General features: G+C 68.8%; 19 protein-coding genes. 16 read left to right on the top strand and 3 right to left on the bottom strand.

Annotation, left to right across the window (positions count from 1 at the left end):
* Positions 1–191: 191 nt before the first annotated feature.
* The 11 genes from ACP6CK_RS21060 (at position 192) to uraD (ending at position 10,687) form a co-directional block, all read left to right on the top strand.
* On the top strand, positions 192–1,274 hold the full coding sequence (locus tag ACP6CK_RS21060) for a methionine ABC transporter ATP-binding protein (RefSeq protein ID WP_426955270.1): 1,083 nt from the start codon (positions 192–194) through the stop codon (positions 1,272–1,274).
* Positions 1,271–1,936 (top strand): methionine ABC transporter permease, encoded by a 666-nt coding sequence (locus ACP6CK_RS21055; protein WP_426955269.1) that lies wholly within the window; start codon positions 1,271–1,273, stop codon positions 1,934–1,936. The genes ACP6CK_RS21060 and ACP6CK_RS21055 overlap by 4 nt, the downstream gene beginning before the upstream one ends.
* A 14-nt stretch (positions 1,937–1,950) precedes the next feature.
* Positions 1,951–2,751: a MetQ/NlpA family ABC transporter substrate-binding protein gene (locus tag ACP6CK_RS21050; RefSeq protein WP_426955268.1), complete on the top strand. Its 801-nt coding sequence runs from the start codon at positions 1,951–1,953 to the stop codon at positions 2,749–2,751.
* A gap of 11 nt (positions 2,752–2,762) precedes the next feature.
* A complete protein-coding gene (locus tag ACP6CK_RS21045) occupies positions 2,763–3,581 on the top strand; it encodes a MetQ/NlpA family ABC transporter substrate-binding protein (protein ID WP_426955267.1) in 819 nt (272 codons plus the stop codon).
* Positions 3,582–3,854: 273 nt separating this feature from the next.
* Complete coding sequence (locus ACP6CK_RS21040) at positions 3,855–5,213, top strand: ABC transporter substrate-binding protein (RefSeq protein WP_426955266.1); 1,359 nt, start codon at positions 3,855–3,857, stop codon at positions 5,211–5,213.
* Positions 5,214–5,265: 52 nt separating this feature from the next.
* Positions 5,266–6,204: a carbohydrate ABC transporter permease gene (locus ACP6CK_RS21035; protein ID WP_426955265.1), complete on the top strand. Its 939-nt coding sequence runs from the start codon at positions 5,266–5,268 to the stop codon at positions 6,202–6,204.
* Complete coding sequence (locus ACP6CK_RS21030) at positions 6,204–7,088, top strand: carbohydrate ABC transporter permease (protein ID WP_426955264.1); 885 nt, start codon at positions 6,204–6,206, stop codon at positions 7,086–7,088. Before ACP6CK_RS21035 ends, ACP6CK_RS21030 begins: the two co-directional genes overlap by 1 nt.
* 35 nt (positions 7,089–7,123) lie before the next feature.
* Complete coding sequence (locus ACP6CK_RS21025) at positions 7,124–8,224, top strand: ABC transporter ATP-binding protein (protein ID WP_426955263.1); 1,101 nt, start codon at positions 7,124–7,126, stop codon at positions 8,222–8,224.
* Positions 8,221–8,985: an SDR family oxidoreductase gene (locus ACP6CK_RS21020; RefSeq protein ID WP_426955262.1), complete on the top strand. Its 765-nt coding sequence runs from the start codon at positions 8,221–8,223 to the stop codon at positions 8,983–8,985. The genes ACP6CK_RS21025 and ACP6CK_RS21020 overlap by 4 nt, the downstream gene beginning before the upstream one ends.
* A 75-nt stretch (positions 8,986–9,060) precedes the next feature.
* Positions 9,061–10,152, top strand: a complete 1,092-nt coding sequence (locus ACP6CK_RS21015; protein WP_426955261.1) for a malate/lactate/ureidoglycolate dehydrogenase — start codon at positions 9,061–9,063, stop codon at positions 10,150–10,152.
* Between the two features lie 4 nt (positions 10,153–10,156).
* Positions 10,157–10,687 carry a 2-oxo-4-hydroxy-4-carboxy-5-ureidoimidazoline decarboxylase gene (uraD, locus tag ACP6CK_RS21010; protein WP_426955260.1) on the top strand — a complete coding sequence of 177 codons (531 nt, stop codon included), beginning with the start codon at positions 10,157–10,159 and terminating at the stop codon, positions 10,685–10,687.
* Positions 10,688–11,016: 329 nt separating this feature from the next.
* Here the strand turns inward: uraD and ACP6CK_RS21005 are convergent, their stop codons facing one another.
* The 3 genes from ACP6CK_RS21005 to ACP6CK_RS20995 form a co-directional block, all read right to left on the bottom strand.
* Positions 11,017–12,843, bottom strand: coding sequence for an SGNH/GDSL hydrolase family protein (locus ACP6CK_RS21005; RefSeq protein WP_426955259.1), 1,827 nt, complete (start codon positions 12,841–12,843; stop codon positions 11,017–11,019).
* Positions 12,844–12,980: 137 nt separating this feature from the next.
* Positions 12,981–13,502, bottom strand: coding sequence for a helix-turn-helix domain-containing protein (locus tag ACP6CK_RS21000; RefSeq protein ID WP_426955258.1), 522 nt, complete (start codon positions 13,500–13,502; stop codon positions 12,981–12,983).
* Positions 13,503–13,510: 8 nt separating this feature from the next.
* Positions 13,511–14,203, bottom strand: coding sequence for a sugar transferase (locus tag ACP6CK_RS20995; RefSeq protein WP_426955257.1), 693 nt, complete (start codon positions 14,201–14,203; stop codon positions 13,511–13,513).
* 863 nt (positions 14,204–15,066) lie between these two features.
* Between ACP6CK_RS20995 and ACP6CK_RS20990 the strand changes: the two genes are divergently transcribed.
* The 5 genes from ACP6CK_RS20990 to ACP6CK_RS20970 all read left to right on the top strand — a co-directional run bounded on the left by ACP6CK_RS20990 (position 15,067) and on the right by ACP6CK_RS20970 (position 21,673).
* Positions 15,067–16,224 carry an outer membrane beta-barrel protein gene (locus tag ACP6CK_RS20990; RefSeq protein WP_426955256.1) on the top strand — a complete coding sequence of 386 codons (1,158 nt, stop codon included), beginning with the start codon at positions 15,067–15,069 and terminating at the stop codon, positions 16,222–16,224.
* 132 nt (positions 16,225–16,356) lie between these two features.
* Positions 16,357–16,953: a polysaccharide biosynthesis/export family protein gene (locus tag ACP6CK_RS20985; protein ID WP_426955255.1), complete on the top strand. Its 597-nt coding sequence runs from the start codon at positions 16,357–16,359 to the stop codon at positions 16,951–16,953.
* 82 nt (positions 16,954–17,035) lie between these two features.
* Positions 17,036–17,896, top strand: a complete 861-nt coding sequence (locus ACP6CK_RS20980) for a lytic transglycosylase domain-containing protein (RefSeq protein ID WP_426955254.1) — start codon at positions 17,036–17,038, stop codon at positions 17,894–17,896.
* A 14-nt stretch (positions 17,897–17,910) separates the two neighbouring features.
* Complete coding sequence (locus ACP6CK_RS20975; protein ID WP_426955253.1) at positions 17,911–19,143, top strand: hypothetical protein; 1,233 nt, start codon at positions 17,911–17,913, stop codon at positions 19,141–19,143.
* Between the two features lie 355 nt (positions 19,144–19,498).
* Positions 19,499–21,673 (top strand): GumC family protein, encoded by a 2,175-nt coding sequence (locus tag ACP6CK_RS20970; RefSeq protein ID WP_426955252.1) that lies wholly within the window; start codon positions 19,499–19,501, stop codon positions 21,671–21,673.
* The last annotated feature ends 8 nt before the right edge of the window (positions 21,674–21,681 follow it).

Genomic DNA, 21,681 nt, shown 5'->3' with positions numbered 1-21,681 from the left:
TAGTGATTACGCGGATATCACGTCATCTGATCGGAGAAAGCGGTGCGGCGGGCCCGGCAACCTCGTGAGCGCAAGCGCGCCGCCCGCCCGGCCGTGCGGAAGGGTGTCACGCCGTGTTGGATTTCGTGCCCGGCCGATCCGTGGCAGAGGACGGCGGCCTGAGCGGCCCCCCTCCCCGTCCGGTTCCTGACATGCCCGAATCTCAAGCCGCCGGCGCCCCGCCGGCCATCGCGCTGCACCACCTCGTCCGCACCTTCCGCGGGCACGGGGCGGAGGTGCGGGCCCTGGCCGGCGTCTCGCTGAAGGTGGCGGCGGGGGAGGTGTTCGGGATCGTCGGGCGGTCCGGGGCCGGCAAGTCCACCCTGCTGCGCTGCGTGAACCTGCTGGAGCGGCCCGATTCCGGTTCCGTCCGCGTGCTGGGGGAAGAGCTGACGGCGCTGGACGAGGCGGCGCTGCGCCGGGCGCGGCGCGGCATCGGGATGGTGTTCCAGCACTTCAACCTGCTGTCGTCGCGGACGGTCGCGGGGAATGTGGCCTTCCCGCTGGAGATCGCCGGCATCGGCCGCGCCGAGCGGGAAGCGCGGGTGGCCGAGGTGCTGCCGCTGGTCGGGCTGGAGGGGAAGCGCGACGCCTATCCCGCGCAGCTTTCCGGCGGGCAGAAGCAGCGCGTGGGTATCGCGCGGGCCCTGGCGTCGCGTCCCCGCGTGCTGCTCTGCGACGAGGCGACGAGCGCGCTGGACCCGGAGACCACGGGGGAGATCCTGGCCCTGATCCGATCGCTGAAGGACCGGCTGGACCTGACCGTGCTGCTCATCACGCATGAGATGGCCGTGGTGAAGGCGATCTGCGACCGGGTGGCGGTGATGGAGGCGGGCGCAGTGATCGAGGAGGGGCGGGTCTTCGACGTCTTCACGCGTCCCCAACACGCGACGACGCGACGCTTCGTGTCGGAGGTGATCGGGCATGTCGTGCCGCCGGGCACGGTGGCGCGGCTTCCCCCGCCGGGCGAGGGCGAGGAGCGGCGCCTGCTGCAGGTGCTGTTCGCCGGGCCGTCCTCCACGCGCGCCGTGGTGAGCGAGGCGTCGCGGCGATACGGGGTGGACTTGAACATCGTCTCCGGCCGGATCGACGAGATCGCGGGCGAGCCTTACGGGCTGATGGCGCTGGCGGCCTATGGGGCGCCCCCGGCGGTCGAGAACACGGTCAACTGGATGCGCGACCTGGGGCTGGACGTGGCGGATATCGGGCCCGAGACCCTGGAGCACGCGGCATGATCCCCTGGCTGCCGCCCGCGCTGACGGACCTGCTGATCGAGGCGGCCTGGCAGACGCTTCTCATGACCTTCGGCGGCGCGGTGATCGCCGTGGCCGTCGGCCTGCCGCTGGCGCTGCTGCTGCACGCGACCGGGCCGGACGGCCTGTCGCCGGCCCCTTGGGTGAACCGGCCGCTGGGGCTGCTGGTGAACGCCGTGCGCTCCACCCCCTTCATCATCCTGATGGTCGCGATCGTGCCCTTCACGCGGCTGGTCGCGGGGACCTCCATCGGCACGACGGCGGCGCTGGTGCCGCTGGCGCTGGCCGCCGTCGCCTTCATCGCAAGGCTGTTCGAGAACGCCTTCCGCGAGGTGGACCGCGGCGTGATCGAGGCGGCGCGCGCCATGGGCGCGACGCGCGTGCAGATCCTGTCCCGCGTGATCGTGCCGGAGGCGCTGCCGGGCATCATCGCGGCGATCACGGTCACGCTGGTGGGGTTGGTGGGCTACTCGGCGATGGCGGGGGCCATTGGCGGTGGGGGGCTGGGCGATCTCGGCATCCGCTTCGGCTACCAGCGCTTCATGCCGGAGGTGATGGCGACCGTCGTCCTGATCCTGATCTTGTTCGTGCAGGGCCTGCAGTCCCTGGGCGATTGGCTGGTCCGGCGCTTCAGCCGGCGTTGAATGAGGACATCTCCATGACGATCTCGCGTCGCGTTCTTCTGGCGGCCGCGACCGCCGCGCCGGTGGCGGCGACCGCGCAGGAGGCCGGCACCACCCAACGCCCGATCCGGATCGGCGTCACCGCGGGGCCGCACGCCCAGGTGATGGAGAAGGTGCGGGAGATCGCGGGGCGCGACGGGCTGACGCTGCGGATCGTGGAGTTCACCGACTACATCCAGCCGAACGCCGCGCTGGCGGCCGGCGACCTGGACGCCAATTCCTATCAGCACCAGCCCTTCCTGGATCAGCAGGTGCGGGACCGGCGGCTGCCGCTCGTTGCCGCGGGCAAGACGCTGATCTTCCCGATGGGGCTCTATTCGCGGAAGCACCGGCAGGCCTCGGCGGTGCCCGCGGGCGGGCGCGTGGCGATCCCGAACGACCCGACGAACGGGGGCCGGGCGCTGGTGCTGCTGGCGCAGGCCGGGCTGTTCACCCTGCGCGCCGGGGCGGACCATCGCGCGACGGTCGCCGACATCACCGAGAACCCGCGCCGCATCCGCGTGGTGGAGCTGGAGGCCGCGCAGCTTCCCCGCGCCCTGGACGAGGTGGAGGCGGCCACCATCAACACGAACTATGCCATCCCCGCCGGGCTGAACCCGGTGCGCGACGCCATCACCATCGAGAGCGCCGAGAGCCCCTATGCCAATCTGATCGTGGTGCGAGAAGCCGATCGCGCGGCGCCCTGGGTGGCGCGGCTGGTGCGGGCCTACCAAAACGACGAGGTGAAGCGCTTCGTCGAGAGCACCTTCCAGGGCTCCGTGGTGCCGGCCTTCTGAGGAGAATGGGCATGAACCGTCGTTCGATCATCCTGGCCGCGCCGGCGCTGCTCCTGGCGCGCGGCGCCTTTGCGCAGGGCGCCGCCATCGGGACCGCCGCGCGGCCGCTGCGGGCCGGTGTCACCTCCGGCGTGCACGCGCAGGTGCTGGAGAAGGTGCGGGACGCGCTGGCGGCGGATGGCTTCGTCGTCCGCATCACCGAGTTCGGCGACTTCATCCAGCCCAATGCGGCGCTGGCTGCCGGGGAGCTGGACGCCAACACCTACCAGCACAAGCCCTTCCTCGATCAGCAGATCGCGCAGCGGCGCTACGAGTTCGTGCCGGTGGGGCGCACGGTGCTGACGGCGATGGGCGTCTTCTCCCGCAAGGTGCGGCGGCTGGAGGACCTGCCGAATGGTGCGCGCGTCGCGATCCCGAACGACCCGACGAATGGCGGGCGGGCGCTGGTGCTGCTGGCGCGGGCCGGGCTGTTCACGCTGCGGTCGGGGGCCGACTTCAGTTCGACGGTGGCCGACATCACCGCCAATCCCCGGCGCATCCGCATCGTGGAGCTGGAGGCGGCAAGCATCGCCCGCGCCCTGGACGACGTGGACGCGGCCGCCATCACCGGCAACTACGCCGTGCCCGCCGGCCTGAACCCGGCGCGCGAGGCCCTGGCGGCGGAGACGGCGGCGGAGGCGGCGACGAATCCCTACACCTGCCTCGTCGTCGTGCGGCGCGCGGATGCGGAGGCGCCCTGGGCGAAGCGCCTGGCCGAGGGCTATGGCGCGCCGGCGGTGCGGCGCTTCGTGGAGGAGAGCTTCGGCGGGGCGGTGGTGCTGGGGGTGTAGCGCGGGTTGCCCCAGGGAGGGCCCTGCCCTCCCTGGACCCTCCCGCCAGGGGCCGGCGGGCCCCTGGACCGCGTTCAGTCCATTGGCATTTGGACAGATCGCGGGGTCCAGGGGCGCGTTCACCCCCCCGGCGGAGGGGCCCGGGGAGGCAGCGCCTCCTCGGGGTCAGCCGTGTTGCATCCCACCGCACGCCCTGCCTAACCTTGCCATGCAACGATCCGGCGGCGGCCCCTCCTGGGCCGGATGACCCGGGCGGCGAGGGAGAGTCCGGGAATGCTCAACGGGAATCCGACCCGGCGTGCGGCGCTTCGTGCCGGCGCGGGAGTGTTGGCGGCGGGCGCGCTGGGCGCGCCGATGGTGCACGCGCAGGGGACGGCCGGGTCGCTGCGCTGCGGCTTCTGGGACCACTGGGTGCCGGTGGTCGGCAACGAGGCGCTGCGCAAGCTCTGCAACGAGTGGGGCGAGCGGAACCGGGTGAACGTCCAGGTGGACTTCATCACCTCCGTGGGCAATCAGAACCTGCTGACGATCGCGGCGCAGGCGCAGTCGCGGTCCGGGCACGACCTGCTCTCCTTCCCGACCTGGGAGCCGGCGGCCCATGCGCGGTTGCTGGAGCCGGTGGACGACGTGGTGCAGCGGCTGACGGCGAAGTACGGGCCGCTGAACCCGACGGCCGAGTACCTGGCGAAGCGGGAGGGCGCGTGGCGCGCCATCCCGGCGGTATCGGGGTCGCAGCACAAGCCGTCGCTGGCGCGAATCGACCTGCTGAAGCAGCACGCCGGGCTGGACGTGCAGGCGATGTACCCGGCGGAGAACCGCGTCGGCGCCGGCGTGGATCAGTGGAATTGGGACACCTTCCTGACGGCGGCGGAGAAGTGCCATGCGGCGCAGGTGCCCTTCGGCCTGCCGATGGGGACCTTCACGGATGCCGTGGACTGGGTGGGCGCCTTCTTCCGGTCCTACGGCGCGAACCTGATCAACGAGCGGGGCGAGCCGAGCGTGCGGACGCCGCAGGTCCGGCAGGCGGTGGAATACCTCGTCCGCCTCTCGCGCTTTATCCCGAACGATGTCTGGGCCTGGGATGATGCGTCCAACAACCGGGCGCTGATCTCCGGGCGTTCGGCGCTGATCTTCAACCCGCCCTCCACCTGGGCGGTGGCGAAGCGGGACGCGCCGCAGGTGGCGGAGAACCTCTGGACCTTCCCGATGCCGGCGGGGCCGGCGGGGCGGTTCACGCCGTACCTGCCGTATTTCTGGGGCATCTGGTCATTCAGCCGGAACAAGCCACAGGCGAAGCTGCTGCTGGAGTTCCTCTCGGAGCGCAGCTCGGCCGAGGCGCAGACCTCCGTCGTGGCCGGCTACGACATCCCGCCCTTCGGGACGATGTCGGACTTCCAGGTCTGGCAGACGGAGGGGCCGCCGACGGGAGTGGTGTTCAACTACCCGCTGAAGCCGCACCACAACGCGCAGCAGAGCATCGCCTTCGCCCCGGCGCCGGCGGAGATCGCGGTGCAGGCCTACAACCAGGGCATCAACACGAAGCTCATCGCCCGCATCGCCCAGGGCGGGGAGACGGTGGACCAGGCGCTGGCCTGGGCCGAGCGCGAGCTGCGGAACCTCGGGCGCGGCTGACGGGGCGGCGGGCGGCTCAGGCCGCCCGCGCTTCTCTTCCTGGGAGGGGGCGATGGCCGACGGAACGCTGGCGATTCCGGTGGGGGGCGTGATCCCGGAGGGGCGACCCTCCGCGTTGCGACGATTCGCGCGCAAGCGCTCCACCATCGCCTTCCTGATGGCGCTGCCGCTGCTGCTCGTCATCCTCGGGCTGGTGGCCTATCCGGCGGTCTATGCGATCTACCTGTCCACGCTGAACCGGCGGATGACCGCCAATATCGGCCTGGGCAATTACGAGATCCTGTTGGATACGGACGCCTTCCACTCCGTCATCTGGCAGTCCTGCATCTTCGCCGTGACCGCAGTGCTCATGAAGGCACTGATCGGCTTCTGGCTGGCGCATATGCTGCACCACATCCCCGCGAAGGGGCAGCGGAAGTGGCGGGGGATGCTGCTGATCCCCTGGGTGATCCCGCCGGCGCTCTCCACGCTGGGGTGGTGGTGGATGTTCGATCCCTCCTACTCCTCGATCAACTGGCTGCTCTCCGTCTTCTCCGTGCCGGCGGTGCCGTGGCTGGGAGAACCGGGCTGGGCGCGGACGGCGATCATCATCGTCAACGTCTGGTACGGCGCGCCCTTCTTCATGATCATGTACCTGGCGGCGCTGAAGTCGGTGCCGGACCAGCTCTATGAGGCGGCGGCGATCGACGGCGCGACGGGGTGGCAGAAGCTGCGGCACGTGACGCTGCCGATGATGCGGAACATCATCTCCATCACCGTCTTGTTCAGCCTAATCGTGACCTTCGCCAACTACGACATCGTCCGCGTGCTGACGAACGGGGGTCCGCGCGACCTGACGCACGTCTTCGCGTCCTACGCCTTCGAGGTGGGGATCAAGTCAGGCAACGTGCCGCGCGGCGCCGCCGTCAGCCTCTTCATGCTGCCGCTGCTGGCGACCTTCGCCTACTTCATCCTGCGCGGGGTGAACAAGCGCAACAAGGAGATGGCGTGATGTCCGCCACGACGGGGGAGGCGATCTACGCCCGCGCCGGCTCGCTGCGGGCGGAGCGGCGCTGGGCGATGTGGTGGGCCTATGCGTCGCTGATCCTGGCGGCGATCGTGTTCCTGGCGCCGCCGATCTACATGTTCATCACCTCCCTCAAGACCAGCGGGGAGATGGCGAACCTGCAGGGCAGCCCCTGGCTGGTGCGGAACCCCACGCTGGAGAACTACGCCTTCATCCTGGGCAACCCGACCTTCCTGACCTTCTTCTGGAACTCGGTGATCATCACGCTCTGCACGGTCGCGATCAGCATGGTCATCTCCGTGCTGGCAGCCTTCTCCCTCGCGCGGATGCGGTTCTTCGGGTCCCAGGTGCTGGCGACGGGGGTGTTCCTCACCTACCTCGTGCCGGACACGCTGCTCTTCATCCCGCTGTATGACATCGTGGGCGGGCTGGGGCTGCTGAATTCCAAGTGGGGGCTGGTGCTGATCTACCCCACCCTGACCGTGCCCTTCTGCACCTGGATCATGATCGGTTACTTCAGCAGCATCCCGAAGGAGCTGGACGAGGCGGCGCTGATCGACGGGGCGTCCTGGCCGCAGATGCTGATCCGCATCTTCATCCCCGTGGCCTTGCCCGGGATCATCGCGGCGACGATCTTCGCCTTCACCGTGTCCTGGGCGGCCTTCGTCTATCCCACGGCCTTCGTGACCACGCCAGACGAGATGCCCCTGACGATCGGGGTGGTGTCCCAGCTCGTCCGGGCCGACACCTTCGCCTGGGGGCAGATCATGGCGGGGGCCTTGCTGGCGGCGCTTCCACCGGTCATCGTCTACGCTTTCCTGATGGATTACTACATCGCCGGCCTGACCGCCGGCGCAACGAAGGGCTGACGGCCCCGCCCCGGCGGGCCGAGGAGGAGAGTTCGATGGCACAGGTTTCTGTGCGGAAGGTCGTGAAGGCCTATGAGGGCGGCGTCCAGGCCGTGAAGGGCATCGACCTGGAGATCGCGGACCATGAGTTCGTGGTCCTGGTCGGCCCGTCCGGCTGCGGGAAGTCCACCACCCTGCGGATGATCGCGGGGCTGGAGGAGATCACCTCCGGCGAGATCGCGATCGGCGGCCGCGTCGTGAACGACATCCCGCCGCGGGACCGGGACATCGCGATGGTGTTCCAGAATTACGCGCTCTATCCGCACATGACCGTCTTCGACAACATGGCCTTCGGGCTGATGCTGCGGAAGTTCTCCAAGGCCGAGATCAAGCGGCGGGTGGACGAGGCGGCGCGCATCCTCGACATCGGGGAGCTCCTTCTTCGCAAGCCGCGCGCCCTGTCCGGCGGCCAGCGGCAGCGCGTGGCTATGGGGCGCGCCATCGTGCGGGACCCGAAGGTCTTCCTGTTTGACGAGCCGCTGTCCAACCTGGACGCGAAGCTGCGCGTGCAGATGCGGACCGAGATCAAGAAGGTCCACCAGACCGTCCGCACCACCACCATCTACGTCACCCACGACCAGGTGGAGGCGATGACGCTGGCCGACCGAGTGGTGGTGATGAATGGCGGCATCATCGAGCAGGTGGGGCCGCCGCAGGAGCTCTATCACCGCCCCGCGACGCGCTTCGTGGCGACCTTCATCGGCTCCCCCGGCATGAACCTGCTGCCGGCCCGGCTGGAGAACGGGGGCGCGGCGCTGCGCGTCCACCTGCCCGGCGACATCGTGCTGCCCGTGCCGGCCGAGCGCACTGCCCGCTACAAGGAATGGGCGGGGCGGGAGGTGACCTTCGGCATCCGGCCGGAACACCTGACCGAGGCGCGGAACCTCGACCGGCCGAATGTCGCGCCGCTGGCCGCGACGCCGGAGGTGACGGAACCCATGGGGATGGAGACCCTGGTGCATTTCCGCATGGACGGCGCGCCGGTGGTGGCGCGCGTGGACCCGACGGCGGACGCGCAGCCCGGCGTGCGGCTGCCCATGGCGGCGGATATGAGCCACATGCACCTGCTCGACCCCGCCTCGGGGCGCGTTCTGTGAGCGATCTGAAGGGCAAGGTCGCCTGGGTCACGGGCGCGGGCACCGGCATCGGCCGGGCCGTGGCGGTCGCGCTGGCGAAGGAAGGGGTGCGCGTCGCCCTGACCGGGCGGCGGGAAGCGCCGCTGCGCGAGACGGCGGAGCTGATCGGGCGGGACGACACGATCCTGCTTCCGCTGGACCTGACGAAGGCCGATCAGGTGGAGAAGGCTGCCGCGACGCTGCGGGACGGGGCCGGCGGGCCCGACATCCTGGTGAACAACGCCGGGGCGAACATCCCCCGCCGCTACCTGCACCAGCTCGATTCCGCGACCATCGAGATGATGGTGGGCACGAACCTCACCGCCCCCTTCCTGACCTCCGTCGCGGTGCTGCCGGCCATGCGGGCGCGGGGCGGCGGGCTGATCATCCAGATCGCCTCCATGGCGGGGAAGCACGTCTCCTTCCTCTCCGGCCCGGCCTATACCGCGGCGAAGACGGGCTATGTCGCGCTGTCCGCCACCATCAACGCGGAGCAGGGCATCCACAACATCCGCTCCACCGCCATCTGCCCGGGAGAGGTCGCGACGCCCATCCTCGACCTGCGGCCGGTGCCGCCCTCCGCGGAGGAGCGGGCGCGGATGCTGCAGCCCGAGGATCTGGCGGAGATGGTCCTCTTCGTGGCGCGCCTGCCGGACCGGGTCTGCATCAACGAGTTGCTGGCGACGCCCACCTGGAACCGCGGGCTGGCGCCCCAGGCGCAGACGGTCTCGCAGCTTCCCTGAAGCTGCGGCATCCTGCCGGTCCTTCGCCGCGCGGCCCCCAGGGCCGCCGGCCCGGCATGAGAGGAAATTCCACACGTGGCATCCCCCGACGACGTCCTGATCGAGGCCGGCGCGCTGCGGCGCGCGGTGAGCAGCATCTTCGGCGCCGCCGGCTGCACGACCGAGGAGGCGGAGCGGATCGCGGAGCACCTGGTGGGCGCCAACCTGGCCGGGCATGACAGCCACGGCGTGGTGCGCGTGCCGCGCTACGTGGAATGGCTGGGCAAGGGCTACCTCGTCGCGGGGCAGGTGGCGCAGGTCGTGACGGATGGCGGCGCCTTCGTCGTCATGGATGGCGGCTTCGGCTTCGGTCAGACGGTGGCGCAGCAGGCGGTCAAGCTGGGGATCGAGCGGGCGTCGGCCAACGGGTCCTGCATCGTGGCGTTGCGCAACGCCGGCCATATCGGCCGCGTTGGCGACTATTCCGAGAGGGCGATCGAGGCGGGGCTGCTCTCCATCCACTTCGTCAACGTGGCGGGGTCCGTGCTGGTCGCGCCCTTTGGCGGCGTGGATCGGCGCTTCTCGACCGCCCCCTTCTCCGTCGGCGTGCCGCTCGAGGGGCGGCCCGTCGTGCTGGATTTCGCGACCTCCCATGTGGCGGAGGGGAAGGTGCTGGTCGCCTCTAATGGCGGCAAGCCGCTGCCGCCCAACGCGCTGATCGGGCCGGACGGGCAGATGTCCGGCGATCCGCACGTGCTTTATGGCGACTATCCCCCGGTCGGACCGCGGGATGCGGGCAAGGGATTGGGCGCCATCCGGGCCTTCGGGGACCACAAGGGCTCGGGACTCGCGATGATCTGCGAGCTGCTGGCGGGCGCCTTCACCGCCGGCGGCACGGCCGGGCCGGTGGAGGAGCGGGCGCGGATCGCGAACGGGATGCTCTCCATCTATCTCTCGCCGAAGCATTTCGGGACGGATGCGGAGTTCCAGCGCGTCGGGCGGGGGTATGTGGAGTGGGTGAAGTCCACCCGCCCGGCCGACCCGTCCCTGCCCGTGCTGGTGCCCGGGGAGCCGGAGGCTGGCACGCGCACGGCGCGGCTGCGGGACGGCGTGCCGCTGCCCTCCGCGGTGTGGCAGTCCATCCAGGACGCGGCGCAGAGCGTGGGCCTCAACACGCCGCTGGCCTGACGGCATGGCCCTGACGCTAGAGGACCTGAACAGCGCCGGCGCGGCGGATTTCTCTGCCGCGCTGGACGGGGTGTTCGAGCATGCGCCCTGGGTCGCGGCCCGGGCCGCAGCGGCCCGCCCCTTCGGATCGGTCGCCGCGCTGCATGATCGGCTGATGGCCGTGATCCGCGCCGCGCCGGAGGCGGAGCGGCTGCGCTTCTTGAAAGGGCATCCGGAGCTGACGGCAGGGCCGCTGGCCTCCGACCTGACGGCCGCTTCCCGCGCGGAGCAGGGCGGGGTGGCGCTGGGCGGCTTGGCCGGGGCGGCCGAACTGGATGCGCTGACCGCTGCCTATCGGGTACGGCACGGCATCCCCTTCATCATCTGTCTGCGGCGTCATACGGCGGCGAGTGTCCTTCGCGAGCTGCGGCAGCGGCTGGACCGCGACACGGCGACCGAGCACGCCGCGGCGCTGGAGGAGGTAGGACATGTCAGCCGCCTTCGTCTCGCGGAGCGGGTGCGGGAGGAAGCGACGCGCCCGCAGGGAGGGAATTAGCGCACCGCACGGGGAGCGACAGACGTCCGACCGGCGTCAGGATGCCCCTCGGAAAGAGACGAGAAGACATCCCTAAGGGCCGCTGACGGCAAACGGCCCCGTGTTCACGGCGATGGCTGCCGAGCCCGGTGACGTTGTCCCGGCTGAACCGCTGCTTCAGCCGTCCCCGTTGATGCCGCAGGCGCCGCACCAGCGCCTCCGGGAGCCGTCACGATCCCGAAGCCCGCGAGACTCCCTGGTCATGTGGTGCGGCGCCCCGCAGGAGGCGGCCGTGCGCCCGCAAGGACCAGGACTCCGCCGTCGAGAGGTGCTGGGGCGTCGCGTGGTGGTCAGAGCAGCTCGAAGAAGTTGACCATCTCCTTCGCGATCAGCTCATGGCCCTGGTAATTCGGGTGCAGATTGTCGACCGTATAGACGTCCAGGTTGTCCATCGTGATGGCGAAGTCGTGGTACAGATCGAGGACGGGAACATGGTAGTCCTGCGCCACTTCCTTGATCGCCTCCACGTACTGCCAGAGGTAGGCGCCCGTCGCGTTCGGCCCGGGGTTCACCGGCTGCCCCGGATAATCTCCCCGGACCAGCGGGGTCACCATCACCAGCTCGATCGACGGCTTCTCCGCCAGGATCGTCTCGATGGTCTGGCGCGTGGACGCGTAGAAGGTGCCGGCCGTCACAGGGTCCGAATAGCTTCCCAGGGCGTGGTTGCCGCCATAATCGTTGGTGCCGAGAAACACCGCCAGCAGGTCGACATTGTCGAAGGCATGGCCGCCCCCCTCGCGGATGAGCGCATCCGTCATCTGCCGCCCCTCGATGCCGTCATTGATGACGAGCGGCGCGTCCATCGCCTGGCTGACCATGTTCTGGTAGAAGTTCCAGTAGGTGATGCTGTCGCCGATCACGCCATAGGTCTTCCCCTCCCAGGGGTTCACGTTCTCGACCGCGATCTCGACCGGCTGATCCTTGTAGAAGCCACTCTCGGCGGTGGCCCGGACCATGACGTGGGCCGAGCTCACCGCCTCATAATCCAGGGATACGCCGGGGGCGAGCTTCAGCACGCCCTGATCGACGACGAATCGCCCATCCACCACCGGTGCCCCGTCCTCGACGATCACCTGTCCGTTCGCGTCCACCTTCAGGACGGAGAGCTGCACCGGCGAACTCCAGCCGCCGAGCTCGACGGTGCCGATCACGCCTCCCGCGTCGTTCTCCGATACGGTGTGATTGCTAATCGCCACGGTCGGTCCCGTCGGCACGGGGGGGGCGACTGAGAAGGTCAGCAGCTCCGTGAAGCTCGCGCCAAACTGATCCGTCACCTCCAGATTGATCTGAACGGTGGGATGGGTGGCGGCATCCAGGTACTCTCCCTCCGCGAGGACGAGCCGGTCGCCATCGATCACGAAGAGATCGTTGTCGGCGCCCACGGCCGCGACCAGCCTGTAGAGGAAGCTCGCGCCGGCATCCGCATCATGTCCGGTCAGGCGCGCCACCTCCTCCCCGGGCAGGGCCAGGTCGCTCAGGCTGGCCCGGTCGGCCGAGATTCCGTCCGGGTGATGATTGGTGCCCGTCCGCTGCCATGCCGTGTCGTAGAAGTCGGTGACCAGCCCCTCATTCGCCACCATGTGGGTGAAGGTGGCCGAGGTGAACTGCCAGTTGGCGTCGTAGTTCTGGACATAGGTCCCACCATCGGCAACGTAGGTCTGGGTCGCGGACAGGAAGGACCAGGCCGCTCCATACTGCTCCACCATCTTGTAGCCACTGGGCTGCACGTACTCGATGGTCGCACGGGTGAAGTTCCAAGTGGGATCGAAGACTTCCGTGACGTGCCGGCCGTCGCGGTCATAGGTGATCGCCCCACCGCCGAAGACCCAGCCCGGCAAGTAGTTCTCCACGACGCTGCGGGAGGCGGCGTCGACATAGCTGACCTGGGCGCTTTCCAGGTTCCAGTTCTGATCGTAGCTCTCGGTGAAGAGGCGGCCGTTCTCGGTGGTGACCTTCTGGACGCCCTGCAGCGCCCAGCCGGGACCATAGGTCTCGACGAATTCCGAGGCTCCGACCTCGTATTTCGTCACGGCAAGCAGGAGCGTGCTGTCGCCAGAGTAGAACTCGACCGCCTCCCGGCCGTCCTGCTGCGAGGTGGTCTTGTAGGAGGCTGGCATGTTGTCGGCCCGGGCTGCGCGGTTGATACCGCTGGTTGCGGCCGGCAGGCCGATGGAGGCGCGCCGGAACGTGAGCGACTTCTTCTCGCGGCTGGAAGCAGGCCGGTCAGGTCATCGACCTCCCGGATGTCCCGACTTCACACCTTGGGGCGTCGATCGATGTCGAACTGGCCGTCCTGGGCAGTCTCGTCCCGGCCAGCCTCGTTCGCCATGGAATCGGCGAGCGAGAGGAGCGCCCTGCGACGGTTCGCGTCCGGGATTGCCATGTACGCGCGCTGCAAGCGAAGGAGGTCACCGCGGTGCTGATCCAGCGCCGGCGTCGCTCTCGACGATTCACCCGTCAGGTCCGTGAGGCTGACGCCGAGGACCTCGGCGACGGCGAGCAGACGGCTGGCCGATAGCCGGGTCGCCCCCCTCTCGTACCGATGGAGCTGCGTGTTCGTCACGCCGACCTTCTCCGACAGATCCTTCTGCGTCATCGAGGCCGCGAGGCGGAGCGACCGGATGCGCGCGCCGACCGCGACATCCACGTGGCCCGCCGCGCGCCCGCTCCCCCGCAGGACCGCGGAAGAGGTCTTCTCCTCCGTCCGAGCACAAACACCAGAGGCGAAGGGCTCGCCGTCCATCGCATTCAGCATCGCCTGCGCCTCCTGTTCCATCTCACCTCTCACACTGCACCACGCCGGGAGAGCACGGCCGGTGCGGTGCGGGTGAGGATCACCAAGTCCCCACGGAAGGACCATTGATCGACGTAGTTGACGTCGAGCGCGACACGCTGGCTGTAGTCCGTGTTGCTGCGACCCTGGATCTGCCAGGGTCCCGTCATGCCGGGACGCGTCATCATGTAGGCCGCGCGGCCCGCCGCCCCGTAGTGTTCGTCCAGCTCGGCCCGCACGACCGGACGCGGCCCGACGAGGCTCATGTCACCGACGAGAACGTTCACCAGCTGCGGCAGCTCGTCCACGCTATAGGCGCGAAGGAAAGCGCCGAGACGCGTGACGCGCGGATCTTTGACGAGCTTCCGACGGGCAGCCCACTCTGCCGTTGCGGCAGGATTCTCCCGGAGGTGGCGCGCCAGGACCGCGTCGCCATCACGTACCATCGTGCGGAACTTCAGGCACCCGAAGGTCCGCCCGCCAAGGCCGATCCGGGGGTGCGCATAGAGCACCCCTCCTCCGGTGGCGAGCAGCATGGCTGACACGAGCGCCATCAGGGGCGCGAGGAGGACCAGCAGCATCGAAGCGCCGACGATATCCGTGATGCGCTTGACAGGAATCAGGACCGTCCCGACGGGCGGCCTGAACTCGGCCGGGTGCCACTCGTGGCCAGGTGAATGCAACGGTGTCGTGCCATCGAGCATGAAAATACCTCTGCCAACCGTGGCCACGTGATTGCCGGAGGAGCGCATCCATTGCTTTCGGCTGGCGGTATTTGGTTAGGTCAGCAGGCATGCTGCAAGTGCTTTGTTGCACTGCACCGTCGTAACGAAAAGGCAAAGAATATTTTCCGCTCTTTCCTTTAATTCATCTGCAATTTGCATTTCGGGTTACTCAACCATGGCGTGTGCAAGACGTGCCGTGAGATGGAATCTGTCGGAAATCAAGGGCTCTTCGACCCAGAGAGGAAACCAGGAGTTGTAGAGTGAAGGCTCGGTGGATAACAGTATTGTGATCGTCCTTTCGGTTAGGGAATGAATCTTGCCCGTCTCAGATCGAGGCTACATATAGCCGGGGACAGAATGGTTTTGGGTCCGTGAGAACCATTGCGAAGCGTCATGTTATATTTCGTAAGCCGCGGAACCGAACCTTGATCGAAATGGGCCAGGGGTTGGATACGGACGACGAAGAACTCCGCATAATGTCACTTGTCAAATGCCGTGAAATCTACCTATCGGCAGGGCCTTATTGAGCACGGGCTGTTTTCGGCCCTTCCGTGGGGTTGTGGCATCACAGCCGGGCTTTCGGCCCGCCCTGTCCGCCGAGGGTTCTGGCTCGACAGGCGTTCAACGTTCCATCAGGGGATACGGGCGTGTCTGACGACCGGGTAGAGTCGATTTCCCGGGAACGGGCACACCGGCCGAACGCTGCTTCGAGGATCTCGGCCGCGCACCGCGCCGGTTGCCGATCGAGCCTCGTCAGGGGCGGGACCGCCCTGTGCCTCGCACTGCTTCTTCCTGAACCCGGCGCAGCACAATCGGTCGGCCCTGCTGACACCGCGCGCGGCGTGACGGTCACGACGCGGCCGCGGCCCGATTATGACCCGCTGGGCGTCCGGCTGCCGGGTTTCCGCCTGGATGCCGCGCTGGAGTCCGGTCCGGGTTTCGACGACAACACGACGCCGGAGGCCAACCGGCGCCGGAGCGCGGCCTTCCTCGGGGAGACGGCGGAGCTGCGCCTCTCCAGCACCTTCACCCGCCATGCGCTCAACCTTTTTGCCTCTCAGGACACGCGGCAATACGCCGGTGACGGCGACCGAAGCTGGATCGATCACACGGTCGGCTTCAACGGCCGCTATGACATCGGACGTGCCTCGTCCGTCGGCTTCGAGTACAGGCACCTGCGGGGGCATCTCGATACGACGGATTTCGACGTCCAGACAGGCAGCCTCACGCGCCCCCTGCCCTTTGAGTCGGACATCGTTCGCCTCACCGGCGTGGGCGCCTTCAACCGTCTCACCCTCGATGGCGCGCTCGATTACCGGACCGTCCGGTACGAGGAGAAGGGGACGGCGGTGGTGCCCACCGGCTATGCCGACTTCAGCGACCACGACGTTCTCGTCGGAGAGGGCCGCCTGACCTATTCCCTCCTTCCCGGGCGGAGCCTGTCGCTGCTGAGCCGGCTGACCGACATCTCCTACAGGCGGGCGGACCAGCGAGGCCGCGATTCCTTCACCTGGGAGGTGCTCGGCGGCGTGCAGTATGATCTGACCGGCCTCTGGGCCGCACGGATCGAAGTGGGCTACCGGCAACGCGATTACGAGGATCCGTCGCTCGCCAGGCTCTCCGGGCCGGCCTTCGAGGGGCAGATCACCTACATGCCCTCGCAGCTCGTGACGATCGCTCTGACGGGGCAGCGCACGATCGAGGAGTCCATCCGCGCGCAGAGCGTGAGCTACACGCGGACCGCGGCGAAGCTTGGGGTGGACTACGAACTCCGCCGCAACGTGATCCTGAGCGCCGAGCTCACCGGGGAGCAGCGGGAGTACACGCGTCCGCGCGACACGGTCTCGGATGCGATCCTGCTGCTCTCGGGCCGCCTGCTGCTCAACCGGTCCGCGACGCTGATCGGCAGCTATCAGTACGTGCGCCGCCTCGAGGCCGCGGACGGCTTTGAGGAATACGACCGGAACCTCGTTCAGCTTCGGCTCCGGTTCGCCCTGTGAGTGCGTCCCCACGCCCGCTGGTCCGAGATGTGCACCGTTCGGCCGGGTGGCCGGGCCGGCCACGAGGCACCGGCGCGGAACCCAGAGAATGACAACAGCATTGCACCGGAGCCCTGGATGCGGACCTGCCTGATGCCAGCAACGACTTTGCCGCTCCTGGCGCGACGACGGATCGCGTCGCTGGCCACCCTGTCCGTCGCCGCCTGGCTGGTCGGCTGCGCCTCGCCCGCCGCGAACCTTCCGCCGCTGCCGAGTGAGGCACCGGGTCCCTATCGCCTCGGCGCCGGGGATCAGCTGCGGGTGTCCGTCTTCAACGACCCTCGGCTCACGGGCGAATTCCGGGTGACGGATACGGGGAATGTCGCCCTTCCCCTGGTCGGCTCCATCGCCGTGGCCGGACGCACCGCACAGGAATCCGAACGACTGGTCGAGCGTGCCATGCGCGACAAGTCGCTCTTCAACGATCCCTCCGTTGCCATCGAGGTGCTCGAATACCGGCCGGTCTTCGTCCTCGGGATGGTGGAGCGCGGGGGGCAGACGCCCTACCGGCCAGGGATGACCGTGCTGTCCGCCGTCGCGGTGATGGGCGGCTTCAACTATCGCGCCGTCACGGACGAGGTGGGGATCACGCGCATCGGCGAGAACGGGCGGGCCGTGGAGTATCGCGGCGAGCGGCTCTCCCTCCTCCAGCCCGGCGACGTCGTGACCGTCTATGAGCGGCGCCTGTAAGATGAGGCAGGGCCGGCGAGGGCCGGGGTGGCGACGCCTCCTGGCCGGCTCCTGCGCCCTGGCGCTGGCGGGCACGATCCCCATGGGGGCCGGCGCGACGGGGCCGGCTCCCGCCGGGACCGGCGACCCCGGCCAGCGGTGCCGCACGGCGATCACTCAGGTCGAAACGGCCTCGCGGCTTCCCTCCGGCGTCCTCCTGGCGATCGGCCAAGTGGAGGCGGGACGCCGCCTCCCGGGGTCCGGCGGGGTCAATCCCTGGCCCTGGACCATCAACGCGGAAGGCAGGGGACGTTTCTTCGAGAGCCAGGCCGAGGCGGTTGCCGCGGTCGAGGAGCTGCTCGCGCGCGGTGTCCGGGTCATCGACGTCGGCTGCATGCAGATCAACCTGTTCCACCACCCCGCCGCGTTCACGTCGCTCTCCGACGCCTTCGACCCGCTGATCAATGTCCGCTACGCCGCGACGTTTCTCGGCCGCCTCAGGACAAGGTCCGGAGACTGGATCTCGGCGGTCGGGCACTACCACTCGCTCACGCCCGATCTCGCCGAGACATACCGGAGCCGTGTCCTCGATGCGTGGCCGGAGGGCCGCCGCGCGGCCGAGGCACGACCGGCGGCTACCGGTCCCATCCTGCCCGATGCCGCCCAGGACCGGAGAGAGCAGCTCGTGGCGGCATGGGCGCAGACCCGCCGAGGCACCTCAACGCCGGGCCTCGGACAAGGCTTGGCCTGGGGTCTGGACGGCAGCCTGGCCGCTTGCGGCCGCCCCGGGTGGCCCTCCGCTCTCGCAGCCCGGCCCGAGGCCTCCGCACCCGGATCCCGACGCGGTGACACCCGCCGGGAGACACGGCCGGGTCCCCGAGCGGGCGCCGCGTCGGGCGGCTCTTCCGGATGCCCTGGCACGCTGAGGGTTGCCGGGGCAGGTGGCGCATGGGGCAGGCTTTGAGCAGAACCGATACGATGGCCGCACGGGCGCCCACACCGACCGGTGGCGCGCGGCGCGCCGTCGGCGCGCTCCTGTTCACGCTGATCTACCTCCAGAAGTTCGGCCTGACCGTCAGCGCCGATCTGCAGTTCAGCATTCCCATGCTGTTTTACTTCCTGCTCATGCCCGTGATGCTGCTCCGGTCCCAGGCGGTGATCGATGGCCGTCGCCTCTGCCTGTACCTGACCTTCCTCGCGGCCGTTCTGGCCTCGCAGGTCCTCGCCTCGTCCACGCCGTCCATCTCCAGTCTGATGCAGCTTCTCCTGCTCTACCTTCCCTTCGTGCTGGTGTGCCGCCTGGAGCGGGAGGACATCGCCGCCCTGTTCCGGCTGTTCTCGACCCTGATGATCCTGCCCGCCCTGCTCGTCCTCGTGCAGTACGCGTATCAGCTGGCCCACGGCGCCGGCACGTCCCTCGGCATCAATCCCTATGTGCCCAGCCAGTTCCTGCTTCAGGGCTATATGTACGAGTCGAGCACGGAGAACTGGATCACCTACAACCGCCCCAACGGCATGGTGTTCCTCGAGCCCTCCTTCTGCTCCGCATTCCTTGCCTCCGCCATCATCCTGGAGCTCTGCACCCGGGTCGCGAAGGCGCGGATTCTTCTCTTCTCCGTGGCGCTCGTCGCCTGCGCCGGGGCGACCGGCATGGTCATGCTGGGCGTGGCACTGCCCCTCATCGCCCTCCGCCGCGCCCCTGCCACGACCCTGATCCTCGCCAGCCTCGCGGGCGTGCTCGTGCTCGTGCTGTTGTGGCTGGGCGTCGACCTGCCCATGACGAGCCGCATCGAGGAGCTTGGGAGCCAGGGGGCCAGCGGCAATGCACGGCTGATGCTTCCCTTCGAGCGGCTCTTCGACCTGCTGGTGGACCCGAGCCTCTTCTTCTCCGGACACGGCGCGGGGTCGATCACCGCGCAGGCCGAGCAATTCGGTGCGGCCTGGGCCCTGCTGAAGATGATGTACGAGTATGGGATCCTCGCTGCCTTCCTCTACCTCCTGCTCTTCATCTCCTCCGCCGACGGGCAGATTCCGCTCGCGCTGAAAGTGGCGCTCTGCGTCATCTTTCACCTGACCGGTGGCTACCTCCTCAGCCCGATCCTGGTGCCGTTGATCTTCGCGTTCTGTGTTGTCACGAAGGCGCCGGAGCAAGCGATCGGCGCAACACGCGCCAGAGCCATCTTTGGCGGTTCGCTGATGGCGGCACGATGAAGGCCTTCGCGACCCGGACCGTTCGCCGACGTCACGATTCGATGCTGCGTCGGCGAAGCGGCATTTGAACCGTGAGGCCGCAGTCCCGACACGCGAATCCCGATGTTGTGCGCCGAAATCCTTCAACTTCCAGTAGCATCAGGCGGCCGTCTTTACTTGTGGCGCAAGTTCCAGAACGCCAAGCTTACCTTATTGGGGCTCAAACATTCTCTCGATCACAGTGATGTAGTTTCCAAGTAACAGCACGGACGTCTATGCTGCACTGCAGCTGAAACGATTCCGGCCCCATTCCGCAAGCTTCTCCCTGACCGCGCAGGGAGGACTGGTGGCCGCCGTCGATGGAGAATGCTCGACCATGCAACTTGCCGACGTCCTGCTGCTCTTGTGGCGGAATAAGGCCCTTCTGGTCGCCGCGGCGCTTCTCTCCGGCGCGGCCGGCTACGTCGCCCAGCATGCCATGCCGAAGCAGTACGCGGCGGAAGGGCTTCTGCTCATCGAGAGTCAGACGCCGGTCATCCCCGAGCTGAATCTGGCGCCCGTGGCAACGGTGCAGCCGAGCCAGCGCATCCGGACAGAGGCCGACGTACTCCGCTCCCACCGCCTCGCTGCGGACGTGGCGGAGCGGACGTCGGTGCTGCCGGAAGCTGCCGCCGACGAGGGCCCGTCACTTCGGACGCGCATCGGCGGGGCAATCGGGGGCGCACTGAACAGCCTTCGTGAACTCGCCGGCTTCGGCATGGCCGCGTCCGGCACCTCCGCTCCGTCGGCCGAGGACCAACGCGGCCGGCTGGCCGAGGACGTCGAGCGCCGCCTGGAGATCCGGACGAACGACAACAGCAACGTCATCGGTGTCCGCTTCACCTCACCGGCGCCAGAGATCGCCGCACGCGTGGTGAACACCCTCATGGAGCGGTACATCGCACTCGATCTCGCCTTCAAAGGACAATCCACCGAGCAGGCGAACCGCTGGCTCTCAGAGCGATTGGAAGCCCTGCGCCAGGAGGTGGAGGTGGCGGATGCCCGCATCCAGGCCCTCCGCCGCGAGACCGGCCTGGTCGAGACATCATCCGGTCCCTTGAGCTCGCTGCAGCTGGCCGAGGAGCAGACCCGCGTCGCGGCGGCGCGCCAGGAGCTTGCGCGCGCACAGGCCGCTCTGGACGCAGCACAGGGGTCCGGCGCACGAGGTGCCACCGTGGAGGCTCTGGCGTCGCCCACGATCCGTCAGCTCCGGGACCGCGAGGCCGAGACGATGCAGCGCCTCGCCACCATGTCGCAGCGCCTCGCCTCCCAGCATCCTGACCGGATCGCGGCCGAGGCCGAGCTGCGCGACCTCCGGCGCCAGATCGATGGCGAGGTCGGCAAGCTGACGACCGCCCTGCGTCGCGACGTGGACGCGGCCCGCAGCCGCCTCGAGAGCGCGCAGGCCGCCCTGACGGGTTCGCGCAGCGCCGCCCGCCAAGGGGTTGAGGCGGGCGTGACCCTGGCCCAGCTGACGCGCGAGGCGGATGCGCGCCGGCAGGTCTACCAGGCCTTCCTGCTGCGGACGGAGCAGACCAGCCTGTTCAATGCGCAGTTCCCCGCGGCGCGCATCATCTCTCCGGCCGCGGTTCCCGTTCGCCCGAAGGGGCCCAGTGCCGCCGTCGTCGGCGTTTTCGGCGCCGTGGCCGGAGCGGCCCTTTGCGCCGCCCTGCTGCTGCTGTGGCGCATGAGGCGGAGCACGATCCTCTCCGTCCGCGACCTTTCCGACGTGACGGGAACCCGGGTCCTGGCCAGCCTGCCGGCGTTGAGCGGCGGCATCCGCCGGGGCATGCCCCGGATGGTGCTCGAGCAATCCGCATCCGGCATCGCGGAGACACTCCGCGCGCTCCGCATCAACCTGGCCATGAGCACGCGCCAGGGCGCATCGACGATCCTCGTCACCTCACCCAGCGTCGGCGATGGAAAGACCACCCTGAGCCTGTCGCTTGCCCAGATCTGCGCGGCCGATGGCCTGCGGGTGCTGCTGATCGAGGCTGACATGCGGCGTCCCCGCGTCGCGGCAGCGCTGAAGCTTCCGCGCTCGCGGCCGAGCCTCGAGAGCGTGCTGGAAGGCCGCGCGACCATCCTGGACGCCGTCCACGTGGACAAGGCATCGGGACTGCACTGCCTCGTGTCGGACCGCTCCTCCACGCATCCGCAGAGCCTGATCGAATCGGCGGCGTTCGAGGCGCTGATGCAGCGCGCCCGGTCCGAGTACCAGATCGTGGTGCTCGACAGCCCTCCGATCATGCGGGTGGCCGACGCCACGATCCTGTCGAAGCAGAGCGACGTCGTCCTGCTCGCCGTCGGATGGGACCGGACGCCGATGGACATGGTCAGCGAGGCGATCCAGCGCCTGCCCGAAAATGCGCGCGAGCGAACCTACACCGTGCTCACGCGCGTGCAGCCCGGGCGGTTGGAGGCGGCAAGCTACTATGCCGGCTATGCGCAGAGCAGCCCTCGATCGGTGCCCCTCCTTGCCGCCGCGAAGGAGCCCGAGCTGATCCCGTGAGGATCGCT

Source organism: Muricoccus radiodurans, from assembly GCF_050154705.1.
Taxonomy (GTDB): Bacteria; Pseudomonadota; Alphaproteobacteria; order Acetobacterales; family Acetobacteraceae; genus Roseomonas; species Roseomonas radiodurans.
Note: the sequence above shows the minus strand (reverse complement) of the source record. Positions and strands in the feature narration are given on the sequence as shown.

Coding starts and splice junctions, on each gene's coding strand:
- ACP6CK_RS21060 (WP_426955270.1), top strand. CDS start 192: ATGCCCGAATCTCAAGCCGCCGGCGCCCCGCCGGCCATCGCGCTGCAC.
- ACP6CK_RS21055 (WP_426955269.1), top strand. CDS start 1,271: ATGATCCCCTGGCTGCCGCCCGCGCTGACGGACCTGCTGATCGAGGCG.
- ACP6CK_RS21050 (WP_426955268.1), top strand. CDS start 1,951: ATGACGATCTCGCGTCGCGTTCTTCTGGCGGCCGCGACCGCCGCGCCG.
- ACP6CK_RS21045 (WP_426955267.1), top strand. CDS start 2,763: ATGAACCGTCGTTCGATCATCCTGGCCGCGCCGGCGCTGCTCCTGGCG.
- ACP6CK_RS21040 (WP_426955266.1), top strand. CDS start 3,855: ATGCTCAACGGGAATCCGACCCGGCGTGCGGCGCTTCGTGCCGGCGCG.
- ACP6CK_RS21035 (WP_426955265.1), top strand. CDS start 5,266: ATGGCCGACGGAACGCTGGCGATTCCGGTGGGGGGCGTGATCCCGGAG.
- ACP6CK_RS21030 (WP_426955264.1), top strand. CDS start 6,204: ATGTCCGCCACGACGGGGGAGGCGATCTACGCCCGCGCCGGCTCGCTG.
- ACP6CK_RS21025 (WP_426955263.1), top strand. CDS start 7,124: ATGGCACAGGTTTCTGTGCGGAAGGTCGTGAAGGCCTATGAGGGCGGC.
- uraD (WP_426955260.1), top strand. CDS start 10,157: ATGGCCCTGACGCTAGAGGACCTGAACAGCGCCGGCGCGGCGGATTTC.
- ACP6CK_RS21005 (WP_426955259.1), bottom strand. CDS start 12,843: ATGCCAGCCTCCTACAAGACCACCTCGCAGCAGGACGGCCGGGAGGCG.
- ACP6CK_RS21000 (WP_426955258.1), bottom strand. CDS start 13,502: ATGGAACAGGAGGCGCAGGCGATGCTGAATGCGATGGACGGCGAGCCC.
- ACP6CK_RS20995 (WP_426955257.1), bottom strand. CDS start 14,203: ATGCTCGATGGCACGACACCGTTGCATTCACCTGGCCACGAGTGGCAC.
- ACP6CK_RS20985 (WP_426955255.1), top strand. CDS start 16,357: ATGCCAGCAACGACTTTGCCGCTCCTGGCGCGACGACGGATCGCGTCG.
- ACP6CK_RS20980 (WP_426955254.1), top strand. CDS start 17,036: ATGGGGGCCGGCGCGACGGGGCCGGCTCCCGCCGGGACCGGCGACCCC.
- ACP6CK_RS20975 (WP_426955253.1), top strand. CDS start 17,911: ATGGCCGCACGGGCGCCCACACCGACCGGTGGCGCGCGGCGCGCCGTC.
- ACP6CK_RS20970 (WP_426955252.1), top strand. CDS start 19,499: ATGCAACTTGCCGACGTCCTGCTGCTCTTGTGGCGGAATAAGGCCCTT.